This window comes from Vibrio sp. SCSIO 43140 (genome assembly GCF_023716585.1).
Taxonomy (GTDB): Bacteria; Pseudomonadota; Gammaproteobacteria; order Enterobacterales; family Vibrionaceae; genus Vibrio; species Vibrio maritimus_B.
Genome location: NZ_CP071851.1, coordinates 589,742 through 608,149 on the forward strand (window position 1 = coordinate 589,742; position 18,408 = coordinate 608,149).

Consider the following 18,408-nt stretch of genomic DNA (forward strand, 5'->3'; position numbering starts at 1 on the left):
GTATAAATGCGGGTTATTCCCTTGAGTTCGGTAAATCCGCTCATGTATGTTGGATTTGACGAAGACACGAGTTCGTTGGCCTATCTGCACGGAGTCGGAATAAACATACGGAAATTCTGAGGCTTATCAATTATTCCAAAAAGAGGTAACGATGAATTATAAACAACTGCCAAAAATCGACCTACACTGCCACTTAGATGGAAGTGTTCGCCCTGAGACTATTATCGAGTTGGCGGAGCTACAGAACATCGAATTGCCTAGTACAGATGTGGAAGTCATCCGTGACATGATGATTGCCCCAGAAACCTGTCCAAACCTGATTGAATACCTAAAACGTTTTGACCTGCCACTGTCTGTAATGCAGACAAAAGAGGCACTCGAGCGTATCGCCTTTGAGGTATATGAAGACGCCGCTCTAGAAAACGTAACGTATATGGAAGTACGATTTGGTCCTCTGTTACATCGAGAGCAAGGGCTAAATGTAGAAGAGATTATCGGTTCCGTTGTTGCTGGTATGAAGCGTGCGGAACAAGCTCACGGCATTAAAGGCAACATTATCCTGTCTCTACTGCGTCATATGCCAACGGATGAAATTAATGATGTCATTGATGTTGGTTCGCAATATGTGGGCAAAGGTGTGGCTGCGTTTGATCTTGCTGGTGGCGAAGAGTTGGGCTTTTGCGAAAAGTTCATCCCATTCGCTAAATATGCAAAAGAAAAAGGTCTCAATGTGACTATTCATGCCGGTGAGCAGGGTGAAGGTCAGAACGTGTATGATGCGATTACCATGCTGGGTGCAGAGCGAGTGGGGCATGGCATCCATATCGCTACTCATCAAGCTGCCTTTGATCTCGTTCACGACAAACAAGTTGCGCTAGAAACGTGCCCAAGTAGTAACGTTCAGACCAAAGCGGTGGAAAGTATGGATGTTCATCCAATTGAAGACTTTAGACAGCGCGGTATCCCTGTAACGATTAACACGGACAACAGAACGGTTTCCAACACCACCATGACGAAAGAAGTACAAAAAGTGATGGAACAGTTCAACTTGAGCGAAGACGATTACATGCACATCTATCGTAACAGTGTGAAGGCAGCATTTACGGATGAAGCGACTAAATCACAGCTTCTAGTTAATTAGCAAAAAGCCGATTAACAGATAACTGATCTACTGTAACCAGAACCCAAAAAAGGCCCAGTTTTAATACGACTGGGTCTTCTTTTATCTGGTATGTACGGCCTCTAGCCTATTTTTCTAGAAATACACTCTAAAGCCGGCTCTTGCCTCTAGTTCAATTTCAAATTCATCAAGATAAATTGCCGGAGTGACATCTACGTAAAATCCAACTGGTTTCACGCGAAACTCGGCACCGATCCCCGGCGTCACCGCAATATAGCGACTGTTTCTATCGACATAGTGACCGCCGACAAAAAGGTAGATTGGTGTATCTTGAATACCGAAGGTTTTGTTGACGCCAAACCCCATACGGTCGTCGAGGCTGACATTAAAGCGCAGATCATTGTGCTTGAAGTCCAAACCCCAATACGGGTCTCCAACAAAAAGACCAACCCCGGTATCTGCCTTGGCAACTGAGCTAAAGCCTAAGCACAGCGCCAATGCCATCATAATTATTTTTTTCATGTTTGCTACCACTGCTATTTCGTAGGCGGCAACCATAAAAGACCAATGCAAAAATAGTGTTAGCGAGTTATTGGTTTGACGAATGTTTCACAAGTTTGAATAGTCTTTAGTCATCATTGACACTAGGGAGACCAAACAGAAACAACTGCTAACAGTTAGCTGACTAGGTTAGACGTTTAACTCATTGCAGGACGGGACCCTTCGGTTAAAAAAGCCCCTCACCAATGGTAAGGGGCTTTTTTTAGAAGTCGACTTCGTAGCCTATGCTGAAGGTTCTGCCACGACCTGAGAAGTAATACGCACTATGGTGGCGAATTTGGCTAAAGTAGTTGATGTACTGCTCGTTAAAGAGGTTTTCAATCCCCACACTGATTCGGCCGTAACGTTTCATGTTGTAGAACATCGAAAGATCCATCAGACCATAGCCATCAAATTTCTGAGCACTGCCAGCGCCGTTCTGCTCTTTTGAGCGCGAGAACATGTGGTTGTATTGTACTCGGCCATTCCAGTTATCAGAAAACTGGTGGTTCATTGCGACCAACAAGCGATCTGGAGATAGGTTTTTTAAATCCATATCACTGTCTACCCGACCATCTTGATTAGTATCTACCTGACCTTGGACATGTGAGTATAGCGCTTGGAGCTGCGTAGTTGGTAAAATGTGGTAAGTGGAGCTTAGCTCGTAGCCTTTGATATCCGTTCTTTGACGAACAACATCATAGGTGCCACCTTTGTTTAAACTTAGGTTAGCACCATCTTTTGCAATAGACATGTAAGTGCTACCGCTAATGAAGAATTTATCGTTGCTGTAGCTCAGACCAACCTCATAGTTGTCTGTCACGACCGGCTTTACTGCTGGCATAGTATTAAAATCGATAGGGTGTCCGCCAGATGGAGCATCAACGCCTGGTCCACCGATCCAGTTACCGCGAAGCACTCGGCCAATATCAGGTAAACCGAACCCTTGACTAAAGCCAACGAATGAAGAGACATTCGGCGTGAAGTCATAGACCGCTCCGGCGTTAAATACAGCTTGAGAGAAGGTTTGCTCACCACCAATGATGTTCACTTCGCGATGACCGCCGTTGCCGTAGCCCCATAGCGTTTGACCATTCGCTACTTTCACGCGTGTATTTTCAAAGCGAACACCACCAGATAGGCGTAGTGAGTCGGTAACCAGCATATCACCTTGAACAAATGGTGCGATGCTCTGATACATCATATCTGGCGTTACATCGCGGTTTGATTGCGTCAGTTTTTGCTTAGTCGAGTCTTCTAGACCATCAAGCCCAATCACCCAGCTGTCATCAAGACCCAATAAATCCAGCTTCACATAACTGAGTTTGAAGCCTTTTTTGGTAGAAACAATAGCGCCTTGATCATACTGTTTATCTGGTGTCGGCCACCAAGATGCTTGACCATAGACAGCCTCGAAGTTTTGGTAAAAGGCCTGGAATTTAAGCTCACCGCCTAAAAAGTCGTAGTGATCATAACCAAAGTTATAGAGTTCAGCGTAGTTAGACGTTGGGTCACCACTTGGTGTGCCTTTTACAACCGTACCCGGAACACCATTTTGCCAGTCGCCTTTTACGGCAACATAGTTTTGGTTGCTTTGCAGTTTGAATCTGCTGGCACTAAAGCTGACGCGTTGATTGCCACCATCGAAGTTGTAGCCACCTTTTGCAAGGAAGTTGGTCGCATTAGAGTCTTGAGTTTCGCCTTGGATCGAGTTCATGCCAATAGGATTGCCATTACCATCGTAATACAGACCTTGCTGTTCCCAAGCTCCACCGATGAACAGATCATAGTCTTCATCGTACTGGCTAAGGTTATAGTAAACTTTGCCACCAGTGCCATCTTCTTTAAGGTTAGAGGTCAGTCTTGTGCCTATGGTTTGTTTCCAGTGATCGCCTGGCTTCGCACTCTTGGTCACATAGTTAATGATACCACCAGTCGCGCCATTGCCTTGCACCGCACTTGCACCTTGAACCACCTCTACACGTTCTAACATTGAAGAGTCAACGGTATAGCCATTACGGTTACCATTTCGAAGTGGGTTGTTCTGTGGAACACCGTCGACCATGATAAGTGCCGTGCGTCCACGCAGGTTTTCACCTTGTGTTGATAACTTCTGACGACTTGGCGTCATGCCTGGTACCAAGTTGGCGATAACGCTGGTTAGGTCGTCGGCGACTGCAGTTTGCTGTTTAAGCTCTTTTTCCGAAATAACGTGGATAGACCCTGGGATCTTATCCGCGTCTTGGCTGTAACGTGTTGCTGTCACAACCATGTTTTCATCGGCGTTGTCTTGTTCTGTTTTTGTCGATGACGTTGTTGTTTCAGTTGCGTTGGCTTGAGCAATAGATAGTGCGAGTAGTGAGAGGGATAAAACTCGATTCCCTGTAGATGATGCCATTAGATGTAATTACCACTGATGCTAAATTTCGCGGCAATGGTAGTGGTTATGATAATGATTATCAATACCAAAATTTCAATATGTTGTGCCTGATGTATAACGTATTGAAATGATTAGCGAGCGACGCACATTGGGGTGTTGGAAACTGGGTCTTCAATCACCATGGCGTCTAGGTCGAACACTTGCTTGAGTAACGATTGAGTAAACACTTCTGACGGAGCGCCCTCCGTCATGAGTTGACCATCCTTAAGAACAACCAAATGATCACAGTACCGGCAGGCTTGGTTGAGATCATGTAATACCACAACCACTGTTTTGCCTTGCTGATTCATGGTTTGCATGGTCTGCATGAGCTCGACCTGATGAGAAAGATCAAGGTACGTGGTAGGTTCATCGAGCATGACAACTTCGGTGTCTTGCGCAATGATCATCGCGATCCAAGCACGTTGACGCTGACCACCTGAAAGGGCATCGATGGGCAGTTCTGCCAAATCACTGATGCTGGTGGCCGCCATAGCACGCTCTACTATTTGGTTATCCTGTTCGTTGAGTTTTCCCCAATGTGATGTGTAGGGTGCACGCCCATATTCAACTAAGCGGCGTATGGAGATACCCTCTGGGCTAGTATGCGTTTGAGGTAACATCGATAGCCTCTTTGCTAGCGCTTTGGTTGGGATTTTTGTGAGCGGTGTGTCGTCAATAAGCACCTCACCAGATTTAGGCTGATTGATTCTTGCCAGTGTTTTCAGCAGGGTCGATTTGCCACAACCATTAGGTCCAATAAGAGCGGTGATTTTTCCCTTCGGGATCGACAGGTTAAGATCTTGGATAATGGTTTTATTGCCATACGCAACGTGTAGATTTTTAACAGACAGCATTACCAACCCTTGTGGCGTTTTAATAGAAAGATGAAGTAGGGTGCCCCAATGATGGAAGTCAGAACACCAGCAGGAAGCTCAATTGGCGGCGAGATGCCTCTAGCAATAGCATCTGCGATGAGTACCAATAACGCTCCAATTAATGCTGAGCCAATGACGAGCGCTTTGTGATTGTGTCCAAATAGCATGCGAGCTAAATGAGGTGCAAGTAATCCAACAAAACTGATAGTTCCGGCAATAGAAACACTAAGGCTAGCAAGCATGACGGCACTGAGAATTGCGGCTATCTGAACCTTTTCGAGTTGTACACCCAGAGCGATGGCGGATTCGTCACCAAGGCCAATGATATCCAGACGCCATGCGTACCATAGAGCAATTGGCAGTAAAATGGCTAAACCGAGCCAAATATAAGGGAGTTGCTCCCATCCTCTTCCCCATAAACTTCCCGTAAGCCAAATCATAGCGGTGTTGATCTCGATTGGATGAACAACGAGAAGAAAGTCGATACCGCTGGCTAAAAAGGCGCTTATAGCAATGCCTGTAAGCGCCATTCGCGCTGGTGGAAGTTTTGCCGCTTGTGCGATGATAACCAAAGCAAGTCCTACGCTGACGCCACCAAAGATGGCTGCCAAAGGCAGATACCAAACGGGCGCATCGGGACAGATGGTCAATAGCAGTGTGGCCGCGAAACCAGCGCCTGCGCTCACGCCAATTAAGTCTGGAGAAGCAAGAGGGTTTCTGATCACACCTTGTACAAGCGCTCCAGAGACACCAAGTCCCGCACCGACAGCAATGGCAAGCAATAATCTAGGGAATCGATATTGATTAACGACAAAGTCGTAGTCCCCACCCCAAAAAAGGGTCTCAACGACTTGTACCAATGATAATTGCGTGACACCGACTAGCATACTTACGATGCCTACAGCAATCAGAATCACAACAAGAGTTAGCCAAGAAAGCTTCATGAGTTGATGCGGCCTTTTATGGAAATAAAGATGAAAAATGGCGTGCCAATCAGGGCTGTCACTACGCCTACTGGCGTTTCGCTCGGGAAGGCGATGGCACGAGCCAAGGTGTCAGACAGCATCAATAACAATGCGCCAAGAAGCGTGCTAGCTGGTATTAAAAGGAAGAAGTTGCTTCCAACGAGCTTGCGCGCCATATGAGGAACTAACAGTCCCAAAAAGCCAATGGGACCCGCTGTGGAGACACTGACGCTGGTCAGCATTACAATGGCGAGACAAGCAAGTAAGCGAATGACAGTGGTGTTGACGCCAAGCCCTGTAGCGACATCGTTACCGAGCACCAATAAGTTTAATTGATGAGCCAGAACCCAACTGAGTAGCAGAGCAAATAGACTGATCGGGGCGAGCAGACTGATAGAGTCCCAATTGAGATTGCTAACAGAGCCTATTAACCAAGATTGAATACTATAGGCCTGGTCGTCCGCAAGAATAATGGTGGCTCGAGTTAACCCTAGTAGTAGAGCATTCACTGCAATTCCTGCGAGGACAAGCTTGACCGGATGAGGACGATTTTCGAAAAATCCACCGAGATAAATAACCAATAGACCGCTTAGCGTACTCCCCAGTGCACCGGCTACAACAGTCGGTAACGGAAGAGTAAGTATTCCAAAACTGGTCAATACAATCATAAGTGCCGCACCTGAATTAATGGCGAGCACTGACGGTGAAGCAAGGGGGTTTCGAGTAAGGCCTTGCATGAGTACACCAGCAACGGCTAAATTGGCGCCAATCAGCGCACAGCCCAATACTCTTGGCATGCGAAGCGTATTGATTATCTGGTGTTCCAAATTATTGGCATCGAAGGCAAACCAATAGTGACTCAGAGCGGAGATAGTTAAATCGAAACTAGACCATGCGGTCAAGGAGATGTTTAGGGAAATAAACATTCCCAAAAAAAGTGCAAGCCAAAGCTTGCACTGTTGGAATTGGAACATAGGAAATCTACGGCTTTTGAATAATGTCAGTTAGGTTTTTAGCAATGCCTTCTGCTGCGATTATCCCTCGGTTTAGTGACCACAGTTGCGGCGACACTTTCACAGCTTGCTGTGACTTTGAAATGTTCAGCATCTTGAAAAGAGGGTTGTTTGCCCAGTCATCATAGACGGTATGAGGCTTATATGGCCCCAGTAGCAGCCAATCAGGGTTGATCTTCAAAAGCTGCTCAAAACTGACTTCAATGTACGCTTTGTCTGTATTTGGAACTGCTGGTCCTTTAAGCCCTAATGCAGTGATAACACCACCAGCGTAGGAAGCTGGTCCGTGTAGCCACATACCCTTATCAGTGACGACGGCAAACTGAAAGTTGTCTGCTGATGATAGATTTTGGCGATACTGAGCCATGATCTTGTGGTGCTTTTCAATTCGAGCTTTCATTGCAGCTTCACGGTTTACTGCAATGCCTATCTTCAGTGCCGACTCGAGGTTTTCCTCATAGGTTTCACCACGGCTTTTTAAAAGGATGGTCGGAGCTATGCTTGAAAGATCGTTGTAAATGGTGGCGTGACGCTCAGCATCCGCGATGATGAGGTTGGGTTTGAGCTCTGCGATGGCCTCTAAGCTTGGCTGTGGGCGCACGCCAACGGATTGCCAAGGTTTAATCAGCTCACGAATTTCAGGAAGAATACGTTCGATGTTCTTGTCATCGGCAACGCCTACTGGAGAAACACCAACCGCCGCGAGCGCATCCACAAATGAGTACTCAAGAGCAACAACACGACTCGGACTGCCCTGAATAGATACTTGTCCTTGTTGGTCTTCGAAAACTCGGGTGTCACTTGCTACAGCGGTAGCACAGACAAAAGCGAGAAGGTTGACGACAACAGCACGAAGTCCTTGTGCAAAAGAGATATTCATAGCGAGCTCAGTGTAAAAATAACAGGGGCGCAATCGTAGCATTGGTTGGGAATGGTTATCAATAGCATTAACAATGGATTGTTAATATGAAACAAAACAAACCATTACATAGGGTGAATGGTTTGCTTTCGTTGCCTTCTGCCGAAAGAGAAGGGTTATTGAGGGCGTAGTACAGTGATGGTCTTGTCTAAAGTAGCGTAATCATTACCACCTAAGCGTGATAGGGGATCGACTTTAAGAGCGTCAATGACCAAGCGCTCGTTTTGCATCGTGACAACTTGGTCGTCGATGCAAACTTTTTCTATTTTCACGATAAGCAGGTGTTGAGGAGTGTTACCTACCTCTAAAACCTCGTGAAGCGTACAACCAAAGGCGATCGGACATTGCTTGACTCTCGGTAGATTGAAGCCGTCTAGGTCGTCGAGTTCGACTTGGCTAGCGATGACTTCTGACTCACCGTGACTCAATGTTGCAGACGTTTGAGTCATGGTTTCAGCGCTGTCAGTAGACGCAATGTGAATGACAAGCTCTTTATTCTTGATAGCGTTCACAGCAGTATCTTTCAACGTGCCATCTGGCTTTTTACCCACTGAGAGCATCAATAATGGAGGATTGCTTGATATCGGAGCGAAATAGGAAAATGGGGCGAGATTGTAATTGTCGTCGGATGATGCTGTGAGCGCCCAGGCAATCGGGCGAGGGATGACGGTTTGTGTCATTAAGTGATAGATAGCGTTGGGGGATAACTCATCGAGGTTGAGATGCATACTGACTTCTCCGTGTCGTCGTTTTTTTGTATGTCAAAACAGTATCATATTCAATTGACGGTGTGGAGATCCGAAGCGTCCTGGACTACACCTATAGAGTCAGCATAGATAAGGAAAGAGCCATGATGATCCGACTAGGTACACTGCTTGTTGCTTTTGCAGTGACGTTTTCGTCACACGCGGAGTGGATGCTCGATAGTAGCAATTCGACACTCAAATTTGTCTCCACTAAAAGCAACAGTGTAAGCGAAATACATCACTTTGAAGGAATGACCGGCACGATAAGTGATGACGGAAAAGCGACACTAGTGATAGATCTTGCCAGCGTAGAAACCAATATCCCAATCCGAAATGAGCGAATGCAAACCATGCTTTTCAATGTCGCCGATTTTGCCAAAGCAACAGTAAGCACCGTCGTGGATATGAGCGAGTTGGATAATAGTGATATTGGTGGGATCTACAGTATTGTTAACGATGTGACCGTTGACCTGCACGGGAAGCAGAAGACCTACCCGACCAAGTTAACCGTGATGAAGATAAGTGAAGATAAAGTCGTGATTGTTTCGACCGATCCTATGATTATTCAGGCAGCAGATTTTGGGCTTGATGTGGGTATCGAAAAACTAAGAGAAGTGGCAGGGTTACCCTCAATCGCAACGAGTGTCCCACTCACCTTTGTGCTCGTTTACAATCAGAAGTAACTCAATGACATAATCAGGCACGAAAAGAAACGCTCCGCTAAACTGCGGAGCGTTTTTATTGGTCTCTATATACGAAAGTAAGCGAGTTTTTGCGTAAGTTCAGCAGAGGACTCCGCCATGGCTTGTGATTGCTGAGCGAGGCTCTGGCTTGCTTGTCTAATTTCACTGATAGATAAATGCACAATGCTGACGTTTTCGTTTACGTCATTAGCGACAGTGCCTTGCTGCTCAGCTGCGGCAGCGATTTGCGTGACCATGTCATAGGTATCGTTGAGCTTGTCTACCGCGGTATCAAGCTTCTCTTGAGTTTGTGAAGCGAGTTCAACACTCTCTGTTACCTTCGTCTGATTCGATGACATTACGGCGAGTACGCTATCTGTGCGCTCATTCAGCTTGTCGATAGTGGTTTGTACCTGAGCAGTGGACTCTTGAGTACGACTTGCCAAATTACGAACCTCATCGGCGACCACTGCGAAGCCACGACCTTGCTCGCCAGCTCGAGCAGCCTCAATGGCGGCATTGAGTGCTAGAAGGTTGGTTTGTTCAGAGACTTCATGAATCACGTTCACTACTGAGCTAATGTCATTTACACCTTGTTTAAGAGCTTCCATTAACTCGTGGGTACTTGAGATATCTTCGGAAATGCCTGAAATGTTAGTGAGTGTGTAACCCATGCTACGGCTGCCTTGAGCGGCAAAGTCTTTGCTTTGTTCAGTCGTTGATGAAGTGCGCTCTGAATTACCGGCGATATCTTGGATCGTTGACGACATCTCACTCATCGCCGTTGCTAGCTGCTCAAGCTGCTGACTTTGTGAGTCGATGTTGGTGGATGTTTCCTCACTGGAAGCGGCAATGCTGCTCGACAGTTGGCTTGAGTAGTCCGCGGACGCCTTTGCAGCAGAAATCGTCTCTTTCAGCGTCGCCATCATTCTGGCTAGCTCATTGCTAAGGTACCCAAGTTCATCTTTTCTATCACTAGACATCTCTACCGTGAGATCGCCATCCGCTACCTTATGTACTCTCTGTACTAGTGCTTCAATAGGCTTGACGATGTTTCTTGAGATAATTAAGCAAATAATAATGAGTGCTAGAGCGGCAATTGCATCAACGATGAGCTCTTTGATTAATTGGCTTTGGAATGCTTTATCAATATCCGCCGTTTGAACACCAGAGCCAATTATCCAGTCCCACTCTGGTATATAAGCGACAAAAGAAATCTTCTCAGATTCATTACCATCGCTGCCTATCCAATAATAAGTCAGAAACCCTTTCCCTTGTGTGGTTGCTATTCGACTCATTTCTTGCCAGAAATAATTGCCTCTAGAGTCAGTCAGTTTACCTGCATTCGTTCCATTTAATTTTGGATTGGTTGGATGCATGACGATATTTTCATCAGATGTGGCAATAAAGAAGTAATTGTTACCATCATAGCGAAGATCTTCTATTGCTTTGGCAGCCGCTTCTTTAGCTTGCGTTTCGCCAATAGACTTACTTAACGTCTTGTAATGGTTGGCCAGTGCGTATGCTATTTCAACATTAGAGCGAACGCGGTCTTTACGTTGCTCATAGCTTGATTCTTTTTGAATGATGAGATTAAACGTACCAAGTGAGACGAGAATAAGTACGGCAAAGCCGACGAGAGCTTGCAGTTTCGCTCTAATCGACAGATTGTTCAGTTTCACAAAAATTTCCTCTTAACCTTATGAATGCAGTAAATTCCATTTCTAATGCTAATGATTGTTTCTAGATGTTTAGCACTAAAGAATAGTATCACTTATTATTAATAAAATTAGTACTTATTGATAAAGGTTATTTGTTGATTGGTTTATTTTTGAACTGTATAGAATAATGTGCAAATGTTGGTGGGAACATGTTGTACTGTAATTACAATGAAAAATATCTTCTGGTTTTGTAAGGTTATTATTTATTCGAGCGGATGATGGTTATTAGAGAGGGAAGGTTTAGGATTATTGTTGGAATAATAATTCCCACTGGATGAGAATTATTATTTCCTGCTATTAATGGTAGTGAAAATAGGGGTTAACACGTTTCGTCAATGCAACACTCGTCTTGCAAGAAGTGAATAACACCGTCAAGGTGCTCGTACTTGGCAACACAAAACAGGGTGCGACCTTCTCGCCTCTGTTCGATAAGATTAGCGGAGGCCAGACTAGATATGTGATGAGACAGTGTCGATCCTGGGATGTCTAGCCGTTCCTGTATTTCACCTACAGGGATACCCTTGTGTCCAGCCTTAACAACCTGGCGGTATATGGCAAGGCGCGTAACATGACCAAGTTCTTTCAGCGCCTTTGCTGCGACTTCGATTTGCATATGTGTTCTCCAATTTCCCTATTTCGATGATAATGGAAATTTGGAGTTGGCGCTAGGGACAATCAAATAAAGGATGAGCCCGAAGAGTAGTGACCCGAACAAGTCTTCTGGTCTATGCATACCAAGCCAGAGCCTGCTTATTGCAACCCCTACCGCCCAAACACAAACAAGTGAAGCGAGCAGTTTGTGTTGATGGCTTGCGAATATACCAGCAAAGAAAAGCACGCAAATGGCAACAAAGATCGTATGCCCAGAAGGGAAGGAATAATCGGTCTCTCCAACCCAGTGCTTCGTCCGCCATTCACTTACGCTATTAGCAACCCTAGAGATAACTTCATTCTTCTTATCGGTCGTCAGTTCATAAAAATCGGCTTGTGCGTCGATTATTGTCTCTTCAACAAAGACGTCGGTGTAAGGTCTCGGGCTTTCAGTCCACTGCTTAAGAAATGTCTTGGTTGTGAAGCTTAAAACAAGAAGAATCGCAATTTGACCAAGCAAGATTGTGCGATGCTTGGTTCCTCTTGTTACCCAGATTAATGTTAACCCCAATATGCCTAACGTGATTAAAAATCCTTGGTGACCCGCTGAGTAGGACAGGCACTGCATGATAAAGCCTAGGACCTGGCTAACCGGGGTGGTGAGTTGAAAGGGGTAGATCGCTAGAGACGCGACAAAGATAAGTGAAGCGACGATTGCGAGGCAGGTGATGCCAAAGAATTTCTCTCGGGTGAAAAATTGTAAAGCGTTGATTTTAATTGGAGACATCGAGGCAACTTTAGTCATAGATTGTTTAGCGGTATGGTAATGAATTCAGTCTATCGATAGTTCATGGGAATGTCATAATTAAAAAGGACTTAGCGTATAGCTAAATCCTTTTAGAGGTCGGGTAAGGAAGTGAATCTATTGCCGTTTTTTAGAGATCTCGCATTAGCTCTTCAAAGTCGTCATTCGCACGTTGGATAATGGTGGTTAGCTCTTCAGCGTCTTTGTTATCAAGCGTCAACTGCCATGACTGTTTTTGGTCAATGTCCACGCCTTGCAATAGGGTAGATTGTTTCGAGCGTTTGAAAGACAGAGATGAGAACTCCGTATGATGATGTTCATGTGATTCAACAATGTCGATATCTAGCTCGCCTATAGGATTGATATGAACATGGGCATGATGCTTGGGTGTGCCATGAAGGGTAAAGTTGCGATGTGTTTTGATCATTGTCCTCTCCTTAGGGAATTAAAGAGCTCATTAAGAGTTTAGGAAACAAATGATGACCGATATGTGAATTTAAATTGAAGCTTGATAAGCATCAAGAAAAGTAACTACGCGATACATATTTTGCACCCCAGAGCAAAGCAAAACAGGGTAGAGCTATTTGGTTGAGAAATGCTCTCTAAGAGCAGAACGGCGGTTTTGCGCAGGATTATAGCCATCCATAGGAACCGTATCTTCGTAGCCCTCTAAGATAAATCGCTGCGGAGGAAGTGCTGGGCGAATGCGGCGCAACTGTGGAGAGCGAGGTGTTCCGACACGTTCATACACCCAATGGCCACTGCCTGTTTCAAGGCGTACCACTCGACCATCAAATTGAAACGAGGTGGTGACGAGTTTGTGGTTTCGCATAGCACCGGCATCGGAAAACGTCAGGATTTCTGTACTTTGCTTTGGAGCACCAATCTCTATCCAATTACCATAGACGCGTTTTGGGGAAATGTGGTTCAGATGACTGGTATAAAAGGCGAAGCCAAGGGCGACAGCGAGCACTACGACGACAGACATGATGATTGCCAGCATGTAGGTGTCTCGGTTTGCCCCTGATTTATGCCTGATTTTTGTCATCGCTGCGATCTTCCCTTTTCGTTCTGTAAGAATTATCGGCGAGTTTTCACCTTTCTTTAACATTATCTTTTTCTAGATGGCCAATGAAAGCGAGCGATTGTAATACTTTGTTATTTTTGGACTTCCATCAACCTAAACGGAACAAACAGTCGATTTACATCGACTTTTGCCTTAAGGCGGGCTGCCAGTAGATATAAACCACCTATCTTTCTGTGTAAGAAGAGCGCATCGGCTGGTGGTGTGTGCCAATAATCTTGCTCCATGCTCAGTACGGTGCCAGCTTCACTGATTCGCTGGGCAAGGTTGCTGGTACCAAAATCATAAATTCCTTGATGCTTTAGCGGCTCACCAGCGAGTTTAACTAGATTAATTACCGCATCTCTTTGCTCTGGCAGAATGTTGTTAGTGAAGAAACCTATCTGCTGAAGTGCTTTGTATAGCCCTTGGTCATCGTCTTCGAGCATTGCAGTGAATGCCATTCGATAGCCATCGCTTATTCTGTCGTCGTAATTTCTGGTGGCTCCGAAATCGAGTAACACCACTTTCCGCTGCTGCTCATCGAACAAGAAATTTGCAAAGTTTGGATCGGTTTGAACCAATTTGAAGTCAAAAATCTCTTTGAAAAGTAGCTCTAGAAGCAGCGTGACTACCAGGTCGCGGGTTTCTTGATCATGTTCTATGAGTGACTCAATAGGCACACCGGTAACGTAGGTCATAGCAAGAACACTGTCGGTCGTTAGCTCCGCCCTTACGTCAGGTAAAACAAACTGCGGCGATGAGCTAAGGTATTCTCTAAACTGACCAAGTAACTTAGCTTCAAGCAGGTAGTCTGCTTCTGCATGGAGCTGTTTCTTCGCCTCCTCGAGAAGTCCTTTATAGTCTACGTCCCTGGGTATCAAGCCTACTACGCCAAGCAGGGTACCGACGTTGTCAACATCACTATCAATACTTTGTTTGATGCCGGGATACTGAACTTTGATGGCGAGCTTGGTGCCATCATCAGCGTGTGCTTGATGGACCTGTCCGATCGAAGCACTGGCGATGGGCTTGAAGTTGAACTCGATAAAATTCTGCTTCCAATCCGAGCCGAGTTCTTGGGACAAAACAGCAGAGAGTTGGCTAGCTGGCATCGGTGAAGCGTCAGAGCGCAGCCGTGCCAATATGTCAGCTAGCTCTGGGCTAATGAGATCACCGGCATCCATCGACAAGAGCTGTCCCACCTTCATGGCCGCGCCTCGCAGGTGTGCAAGTTGGTCGGCGACTCTTTTCACGTTGTTTGGCGTTAGTAATAGTTCACGTGCTTTGGGTCGTTTGCCTTGAGCAAATTGTTTTGCTCCTTCGGTTACCATGGAGCCGGTCACTCTAGTGGCCAGAGAGGCGAGCTTGCCAAAACGTGATAACCGATTTGTGGGAACTTTACTTTCTTGGTTCGACATAGGTGTTCTCAGAAAATAGATATTGATTATTTATACCAATAGAGACTAGCAATTGATCAATAACTTGTTTTACATAAGTTTGTGAGGTAAAACGATGTTTTGCCATAAGTAATTTACAAGGAAGTCAACATGATCAAAGAGAATACATACTTCGAAGGCGGTGTTAAGTCACTGGGTTTCGCTCAAGCTGATGGAGATAGCAGTGTGGGTGTAATGGCACCGGGTGAGTATACCTTCGGTACTGCGGCACCAGAAAAAATGACAGTCGTAAAGGGGGCGCTGATCGTGCGTCTAGCGAATACTCAAGAGTGGAAAACCTATACCTCAGGTCAAGCTTTCGATGTTGAAGGTGACTCTAGCTTTGACCTAAAAGTTGAAGAAGCGACGGCTTACCTGTGTGAGTATTTGTAAGTAGTTTACAATGTAAAACATCGCAGCAGAAGGGCCGCAAGCTGATAATAGTCTCTGCTTGCATAAAAAAGAACGCATCGACTGAGAAGGTCGATGCGTGACACAAGGCAGTGGATAGTAGTGTCAAATCTAATTCTTATCTTGGAGCAGAGCCGTTAATAGTGTTCAAACTCACCTCGATTGTAGTCATTGATCGCTTGCTGTATTTCTTCAGCGCTATTCATGACGAACGGACCATAATGCACCACAGGCTCATCGATAGGCTCCCCTACAAAAATCAGTAGCCCAGCATTTTCATTAGCTTTAATCGCCATTGCCTCTCCTTTTGAGACTAGTGCAAGCTCACCAGTTCGTAAAATTATCTCATCTATTGAGACTTCACCTCGGTAAACATACACCATGGCGTTATGCTGTTCAGGTGTTCCAATTTGAATTTCATCGCCCGATGAAGCACGCCAATCTGCTACGGTTGCTGGGACACCTGTTTTGGTTAGTGGTCCAGATAGCACTTGCTCATTGACGGTAAGTGCGCCCGAGAGTAGTCGTACCAAGCCGAGTCCTTTATTTTCCAGTTCAGTAATGGTTTCTGGCTGGAAGTCATGATATTGCGCAGGTTTCATCTTGTCTCGCGCTGGCTGGTTGATCCAAATCTGGAATCCATGCAGATCACCATTGTCCATAATTGGCATTTCGCTGTGTATAACACCGCGACCCGCTGCCATCCACTGTGCACCGCCTGATCTCAATTCCCCAACGTTACCCATGTGATCGCGATGCTGGAAGTGACCTTGCATCATGTAGGTCAGTGTCTCTATGCCTCGATGAGGGTGTGGAGGAAAACCGCCAACGTAATCTTTTTTATCGTCAGACTTGAGCTCATCAATCATTAAGAAGGGCGAAAACGCTCGGTTATCAAATCCATGGACTCGACGAATTTTGACGCCATCACCATCTGAGGTGGCATGAGATGGAATGATTTGTTGAATGGTTCTGTATGAAGTCATGTTAGACCTCCTTGTTATCCGATATTCAGACTATAGGTCTCTACCGCTAGAAAGAGCAGAGGGCAAATGTGAAAGAGACGTTCGAAAGGTTTGAACTTAATAACTGCATTTGTTTTAATCTAAAACTATATAGTTTTGTGACTGGTGCGAGATTTTGAGAGTCTCATCCTTTAGAAGTGAGAGAAAGTTTGGTTTATTAGAGTTAACCCAACGACATGTTGGCGGATCCATTTTCAATGACTGGCGAACAGACAAACCAAGAGAGCAGAACATGATAGTAGGATTAGATATCGGTGGCACAAAAATAGAAGGCGTCGGGCTCGATGCCAACAGCTACGAAACCTTGGTTGTTCATCGTGAGCCTACGGCAAAGAACAGTTACTCAGATTTTCTGAATGGCGTCATGTCGGTTATTGAGGCTGTGAGTCAACATGGCGATATCGAATCCATCGGCATAGGTTGTTGTGGATCTGTTGGTAATGATGGTTTGATGCAGGGTGCCAATGTAACCGTGCTAAATGGTCAGGACTTTATTGGTGATATTCAAAAGCAGATCGATGTACCGGTTGCTATCGCTAACGATGCAGATTGCTTGGCGCTGTCAGAATATAAAGATGGTGCCGCTAAACATGCGACCAACTCTTGCGTTGCGGTCATCATCGGTACCGGCTGTGGTGCTGGGGTGGTGATTAACAATGGATTGGTGACTGGTCTCAACAAGCTTGGTGGCGAGCTGGGGCACAACCCATTGCCCAATTTCAATCCGGACGTCGATGGTAAGCCAACCGAGTGTTATTGCGGGTCGATGAACTGCGCAGAGTCATTTGTCTCAGGCACGGGCTTTGCGCGCACTTTCGCAGAGAAGTATGAACCTGCAGATTCGAGAGAGATTATGGCGCTCTATCACAAAGGCGATGCTCGTGCTGTCGCCCACTTCGACTTGTACTGCGATCAACTTGCGAGAACCTTAGGCGCTATCGTTAACTTTGTTGACCCTGAAGTGATTGTGCTCGGTGGTGGGATGTCAAACGTGGACGAGGTTTACCCTTTGGTTCAACAAAAGCTCTCGCAATATACCTTCACAAAAGCGGTGACGACTCAGGTTGTGAAGAGCGTGCACGGTGATTCATCTGGCGTCCGTGGTGCCGCCTTTTTGCACACACTTTAAGTAGATGATTAGCGATTACGTAATAACGACTATGATGCAAAAAGACGACTTTTTCTTAGTTCTAGATTTTGGTGGCTCATCGGTGAAAGGTGCGGTCATGTCGAGAGATGCACAGATCCATGACAGGTTTTCGCTACCCAGCAAAGCGGCAAGCTATGAACAATGGCTCGAAACGCTTGCGCCCAAGTTCGATGAGCTTGCGGAACGATTTGCACTAAAAGGTATCGCAATCAGTACTTGCGGGGCAGTGAATGTGGATTCTGGAGTGATTGAGGGGGCAAGTGCTCTACCTTATATTCATGACATCGATGTTCGTTCTCTTTATCAAGCACGATTCGACTTGCCGGTTGAGCTAGAAAACGACGGCTGCTGCGCTGCACTAGCTGAAGATTGGCTCGGAGCTGGGCAAGACGATGACGAGTTTTGCTTACTGGTTTTGGGCTCTGGCATCGGCGGCGCGATTGTACGTGACGGAGAGGTCATTAAGGGTACGCATCTGCATGCGGGTGAGTTTGGCTACTGTGTCCTTCGTTTTGAAGATGGCGAGCCTATTACTTATTCAAATGCTGCATCAACTCGCGCGCTTGTCGAAAACGTTGCGAAGGCGAAGAACCAAAAAGTCGAAGAAGTTGATGGTATCCAAGTCTTTTCGCTCTACGAGCAGAGTGACAGTGATGCGGTGCCTATGGTCGAGCAATGGTATCGCGACCTTGCCACCATTCTCTTTAATGTTCAGTACTCTTTGGATCCTAAATGTATTCTTCTTGGAGGGGCGGTTAGCCGCAGCCCTCGATTAATTGACAATATCAATCGCAAACTGGACGAGCTGCAATCAAGTATTCCTATTGCTCGAATACGCCCAGTCCCTGCACTCACACAATTTGGTAACGACGCCAATCTGATTGGCGCTTTGAAACATTTTTTGAATAGACAAGGTTAGT

19 protein-coding genes are annotated in these 18,408 nt (G+C 45.8%); 5 read left to right on the plus strand and 14 right to left on the minus strand.

Annotated elements, in window-relative coordinates; translation table 11 throughout:
- Positions 1-151: 151 nt before the first annotated feature.
- A complete protein-coding gene (add, locus tag J4N45_RS21240) occupies positions 152-1,141 on the plus strand; it encodes an adenosine deaminase (protein WP_252016794.1) in 990 nt (329 codons plus the stop codon).
- 114 nt (positions 1,142-1,255) lie between these two features.
- On the opposite strand, the gene J4N45_RS21245 is transcribed toward add, so the two are convergent.
- The 7 genes from J4N45_RS21245 to J4N45_RS21275 all read right to left on the minus strand — a co-directional run bounded on the left by J4N45_RS21245 (position 1,256) and on the right by J4N45_RS21275 (position 8,582).
- Positions 1,256-1,642 (minus strand): hypothetical protein, encoded by a 387-nt coding sequence (locus J4N45_RS21245; RefSeq protein ID WP_042471826.1) that lies wholly within the window; start codon positions 1,640-1,642, stop codon positions 1,256-1,258.
- 241 nt (positions 1,643-1,883) lie between these two features.
- Positions 1,884-4,058, minus strand: coding sequence for a TonB-dependent receptor (locus tag J4N45_RS21250; RefSeq protein WP_252016796.1), 2,175 nt, complete (start codon positions 4,056-4,058; stop codon positions 1,884-1,886).
- Between the two features lie 113 nt (positions 4,059-4,171).
- Positions 4,172-4,936, minus strand: a complete 765-nt coding sequence (fecE, locus tag J4N45_RS21255; protein ID WP_252016798.1) for a Fe(3+) dicitrate ABC transporter ATP-binding protein FecE — start codon at positions 4,934-4,936, stop codon at positions 4,172-4,174.
- Positions 4,936-5,901: a FecCD family ABC transporter permease gene (locus J4N45_RS21260; protein WP_286036916.1), complete on the minus strand. Its 966-nt coding sequence runs from the start codon at positions 5,899-5,901 to the stop codon at positions 4,936-4,938. Before J4N45_RS21260 ends, fecE begins: the two co-directional genes overlap by 1 nt.
- Positions 5,898-6,896, minus strand: a complete 999-nt coding sequence (locus J4N45_RS21265; RefSeq protein WP_252016800.1) for a FecCD family ABC transporter permease — start codon at positions 6,894-6,896, stop codon at positions 5,898-5,900. Before J4N45_RS21265 ends, J4N45_RS21260 begins: the two co-directional genes overlap by 4 nt.
- Positions 6,897-6,903: 7 nt before the next feature.
- Positions 6,904-7,815 (minus strand): Fe(3+) dicitrate ABC transporter substrate-binding protein, encoded by a 912-nt coding sequence (locus J4N45_RS21270; protein WP_252016802.1) that lies wholly within the window; start codon positions 7,813-7,815, stop codon positions 6,904-6,906.
- A gap of 155 nt (positions 7,816-7,970) precedes the next feature.
- Complete coding sequence (locus tag J4N45_RS21275) at positions 7,971-8,582, minus strand: flavin reductase family protein (RefSeq protein WP_252016804.1); 612 nt, start codon at positions 8,580-8,582, stop codon at positions 7,971-7,973.
- A gap of 122 nt (positions 8,583-8,704) precedes the next feature.
- On the opposite strand from J4N45_RS21275, the gene J4N45_RS21280 reads away from it, so the two are divergent.
- Positions 8,705-9,283, plus strand: coding sequence for a YceI family protein (locus tag J4N45_RS21280; RefSeq protein WP_252016806.1), 579 nt, complete (start codon positions 8,705-8,707; stop codon positions 9,281-9,283).
- A 65-nt stretch (positions 9,284-9,348) separates the two neighbouring features.
- Here the strand turns inward: J4N45_RS21280 and J4N45_RS21285 are convergent, their stop codons facing one another.
- The 6 genes from J4N45_RS21285 to J4N45_RS21310 form a co-directional block, all read right to left on the minus strand.
- On the minus strand, positions 9,349-10,965 hold the full coding sequence (locus tag J4N45_RS21285; RefSeq protein WP_234497025.1) for a methyl-accepting chemotaxis protein: 1,617 nt from the start codon (positions 10,963-10,965) through the stop codon (positions 9,349-9,351).
- A 358-nt stretch (positions 10,966-11,323) separates the two neighbouring features.
- Positions 11,324-11,617: an ArsR/SmtB family transcription factor gene (locus J4N45_RS21290; protein WP_042471124.1), complete on the minus strand. Its 294-nt coding sequence runs from the start codon at positions 11,615-11,617 to the stop codon at positions 11,324-11,326.
- Positions 11,618-11,635: 18 nt separating this feature from the next.
- Positions 11,636-12,382: a phosphatase PAP2 family protein gene (locus tag J4N45_RS21295; protein ID WP_252016808.1), complete on the minus strand. Its 747-nt coding sequence runs from the start codon at positions 12,380-12,382 to the stop codon at positions 11,636-11,638.
- 148 nt (positions 12,383-12,530) lie between these two features.
- Entirely contained in the window at positions 12,531-12,827 is a 297-nt protein-coding gene (locus J4N45_RS21300; protein ID WP_252016810.1) for a hypothetical protein, read from the minus strand.
- Between the two features lie 153 nt (positions 12,828-12,980).
- Entirely contained in the window at positions 12,981-13,511 is a 531-nt protein-coding gene (locus tag J4N45_RS21305) for a DUF2850 domain-containing protein (protein ID WP_353505893.1), read from the minus strand.
- Between the two features lie 47 nt (positions 13,512-13,558).
- Positions 13,559-14,884 carry an ABC1 kinase family protein gene (locus J4N45_RS21310; protein WP_252016813.1) on the minus strand — a complete coding sequence of 442 codons (1,326 nt, stop codon included), beginning with the start codon at positions 14,882-14,884 and terminating at the stop codon, positions 13,559-13,561.
- Between the two features lie 129 nt (positions 14,885-15,013).
- On the opposite strand from J4N45_RS21310, the gene ppnP reads away from it, so the two are divergent.
- The gene (gene ppnP, locus J4N45_RS21315) at positions 15,014-15,295 is read left to right on the plus strand and encodes a pyrimidine/purine nucleoside phosphorylase (protein WP_252016815.1); all 282 of its coding nucleotides are present in this window, start codon (positions 15,014-15,016) and stop codon (positions 15,293-15,295) included.
- A 155-nt stretch (positions 15,296-15,450) separates the two neighbouring features.
- Here the strand turns inward: ppnP and J4N45_RS21320 are convergent, their stop codons facing one another.
- The gene (locus tag J4N45_RS21320; protein WP_252016817.1) at positions 15,451-16,299 is read right to left on the minus strand and encodes a pirin family protein; all 849 of its coding nucleotides are present in this window, start codon (positions 16,297-16,299) and stop codon (positions 15,451-15,453) included.
- Between the two features lie 271 nt (positions 16,300-16,570).
- Here J4N45_RS21320 and J4N45_RS21325 point away from each other — a divergent pair, with 271 nt between their 5' ends.
- The gene (locus tag J4N45_RS21325) at positions 16,571-17,467 is read left to right on the plus strand and encodes an ROK family protein (protein WP_252016819.1); all 897 of its coding nucleotides are present in this window, start codon (positions 16,571-16,573) and stop codon (positions 17,465-17,467) included.
- Between the two features lie 31 nt (positions 17,468-17,498).
- Positions 17,499-18,407 (plus strand): ROK family protein, encoded by a 909-nt coding sequence (locus tag J4N45_RS21330; RefSeq protein WP_252016821.1) that lies wholly within the window; start codon positions 17,499-17,501, stop codon positions 18,405-18,407.
- The last annotated feature ends 1 nt before the right edge of the window (position 18,408 follow it).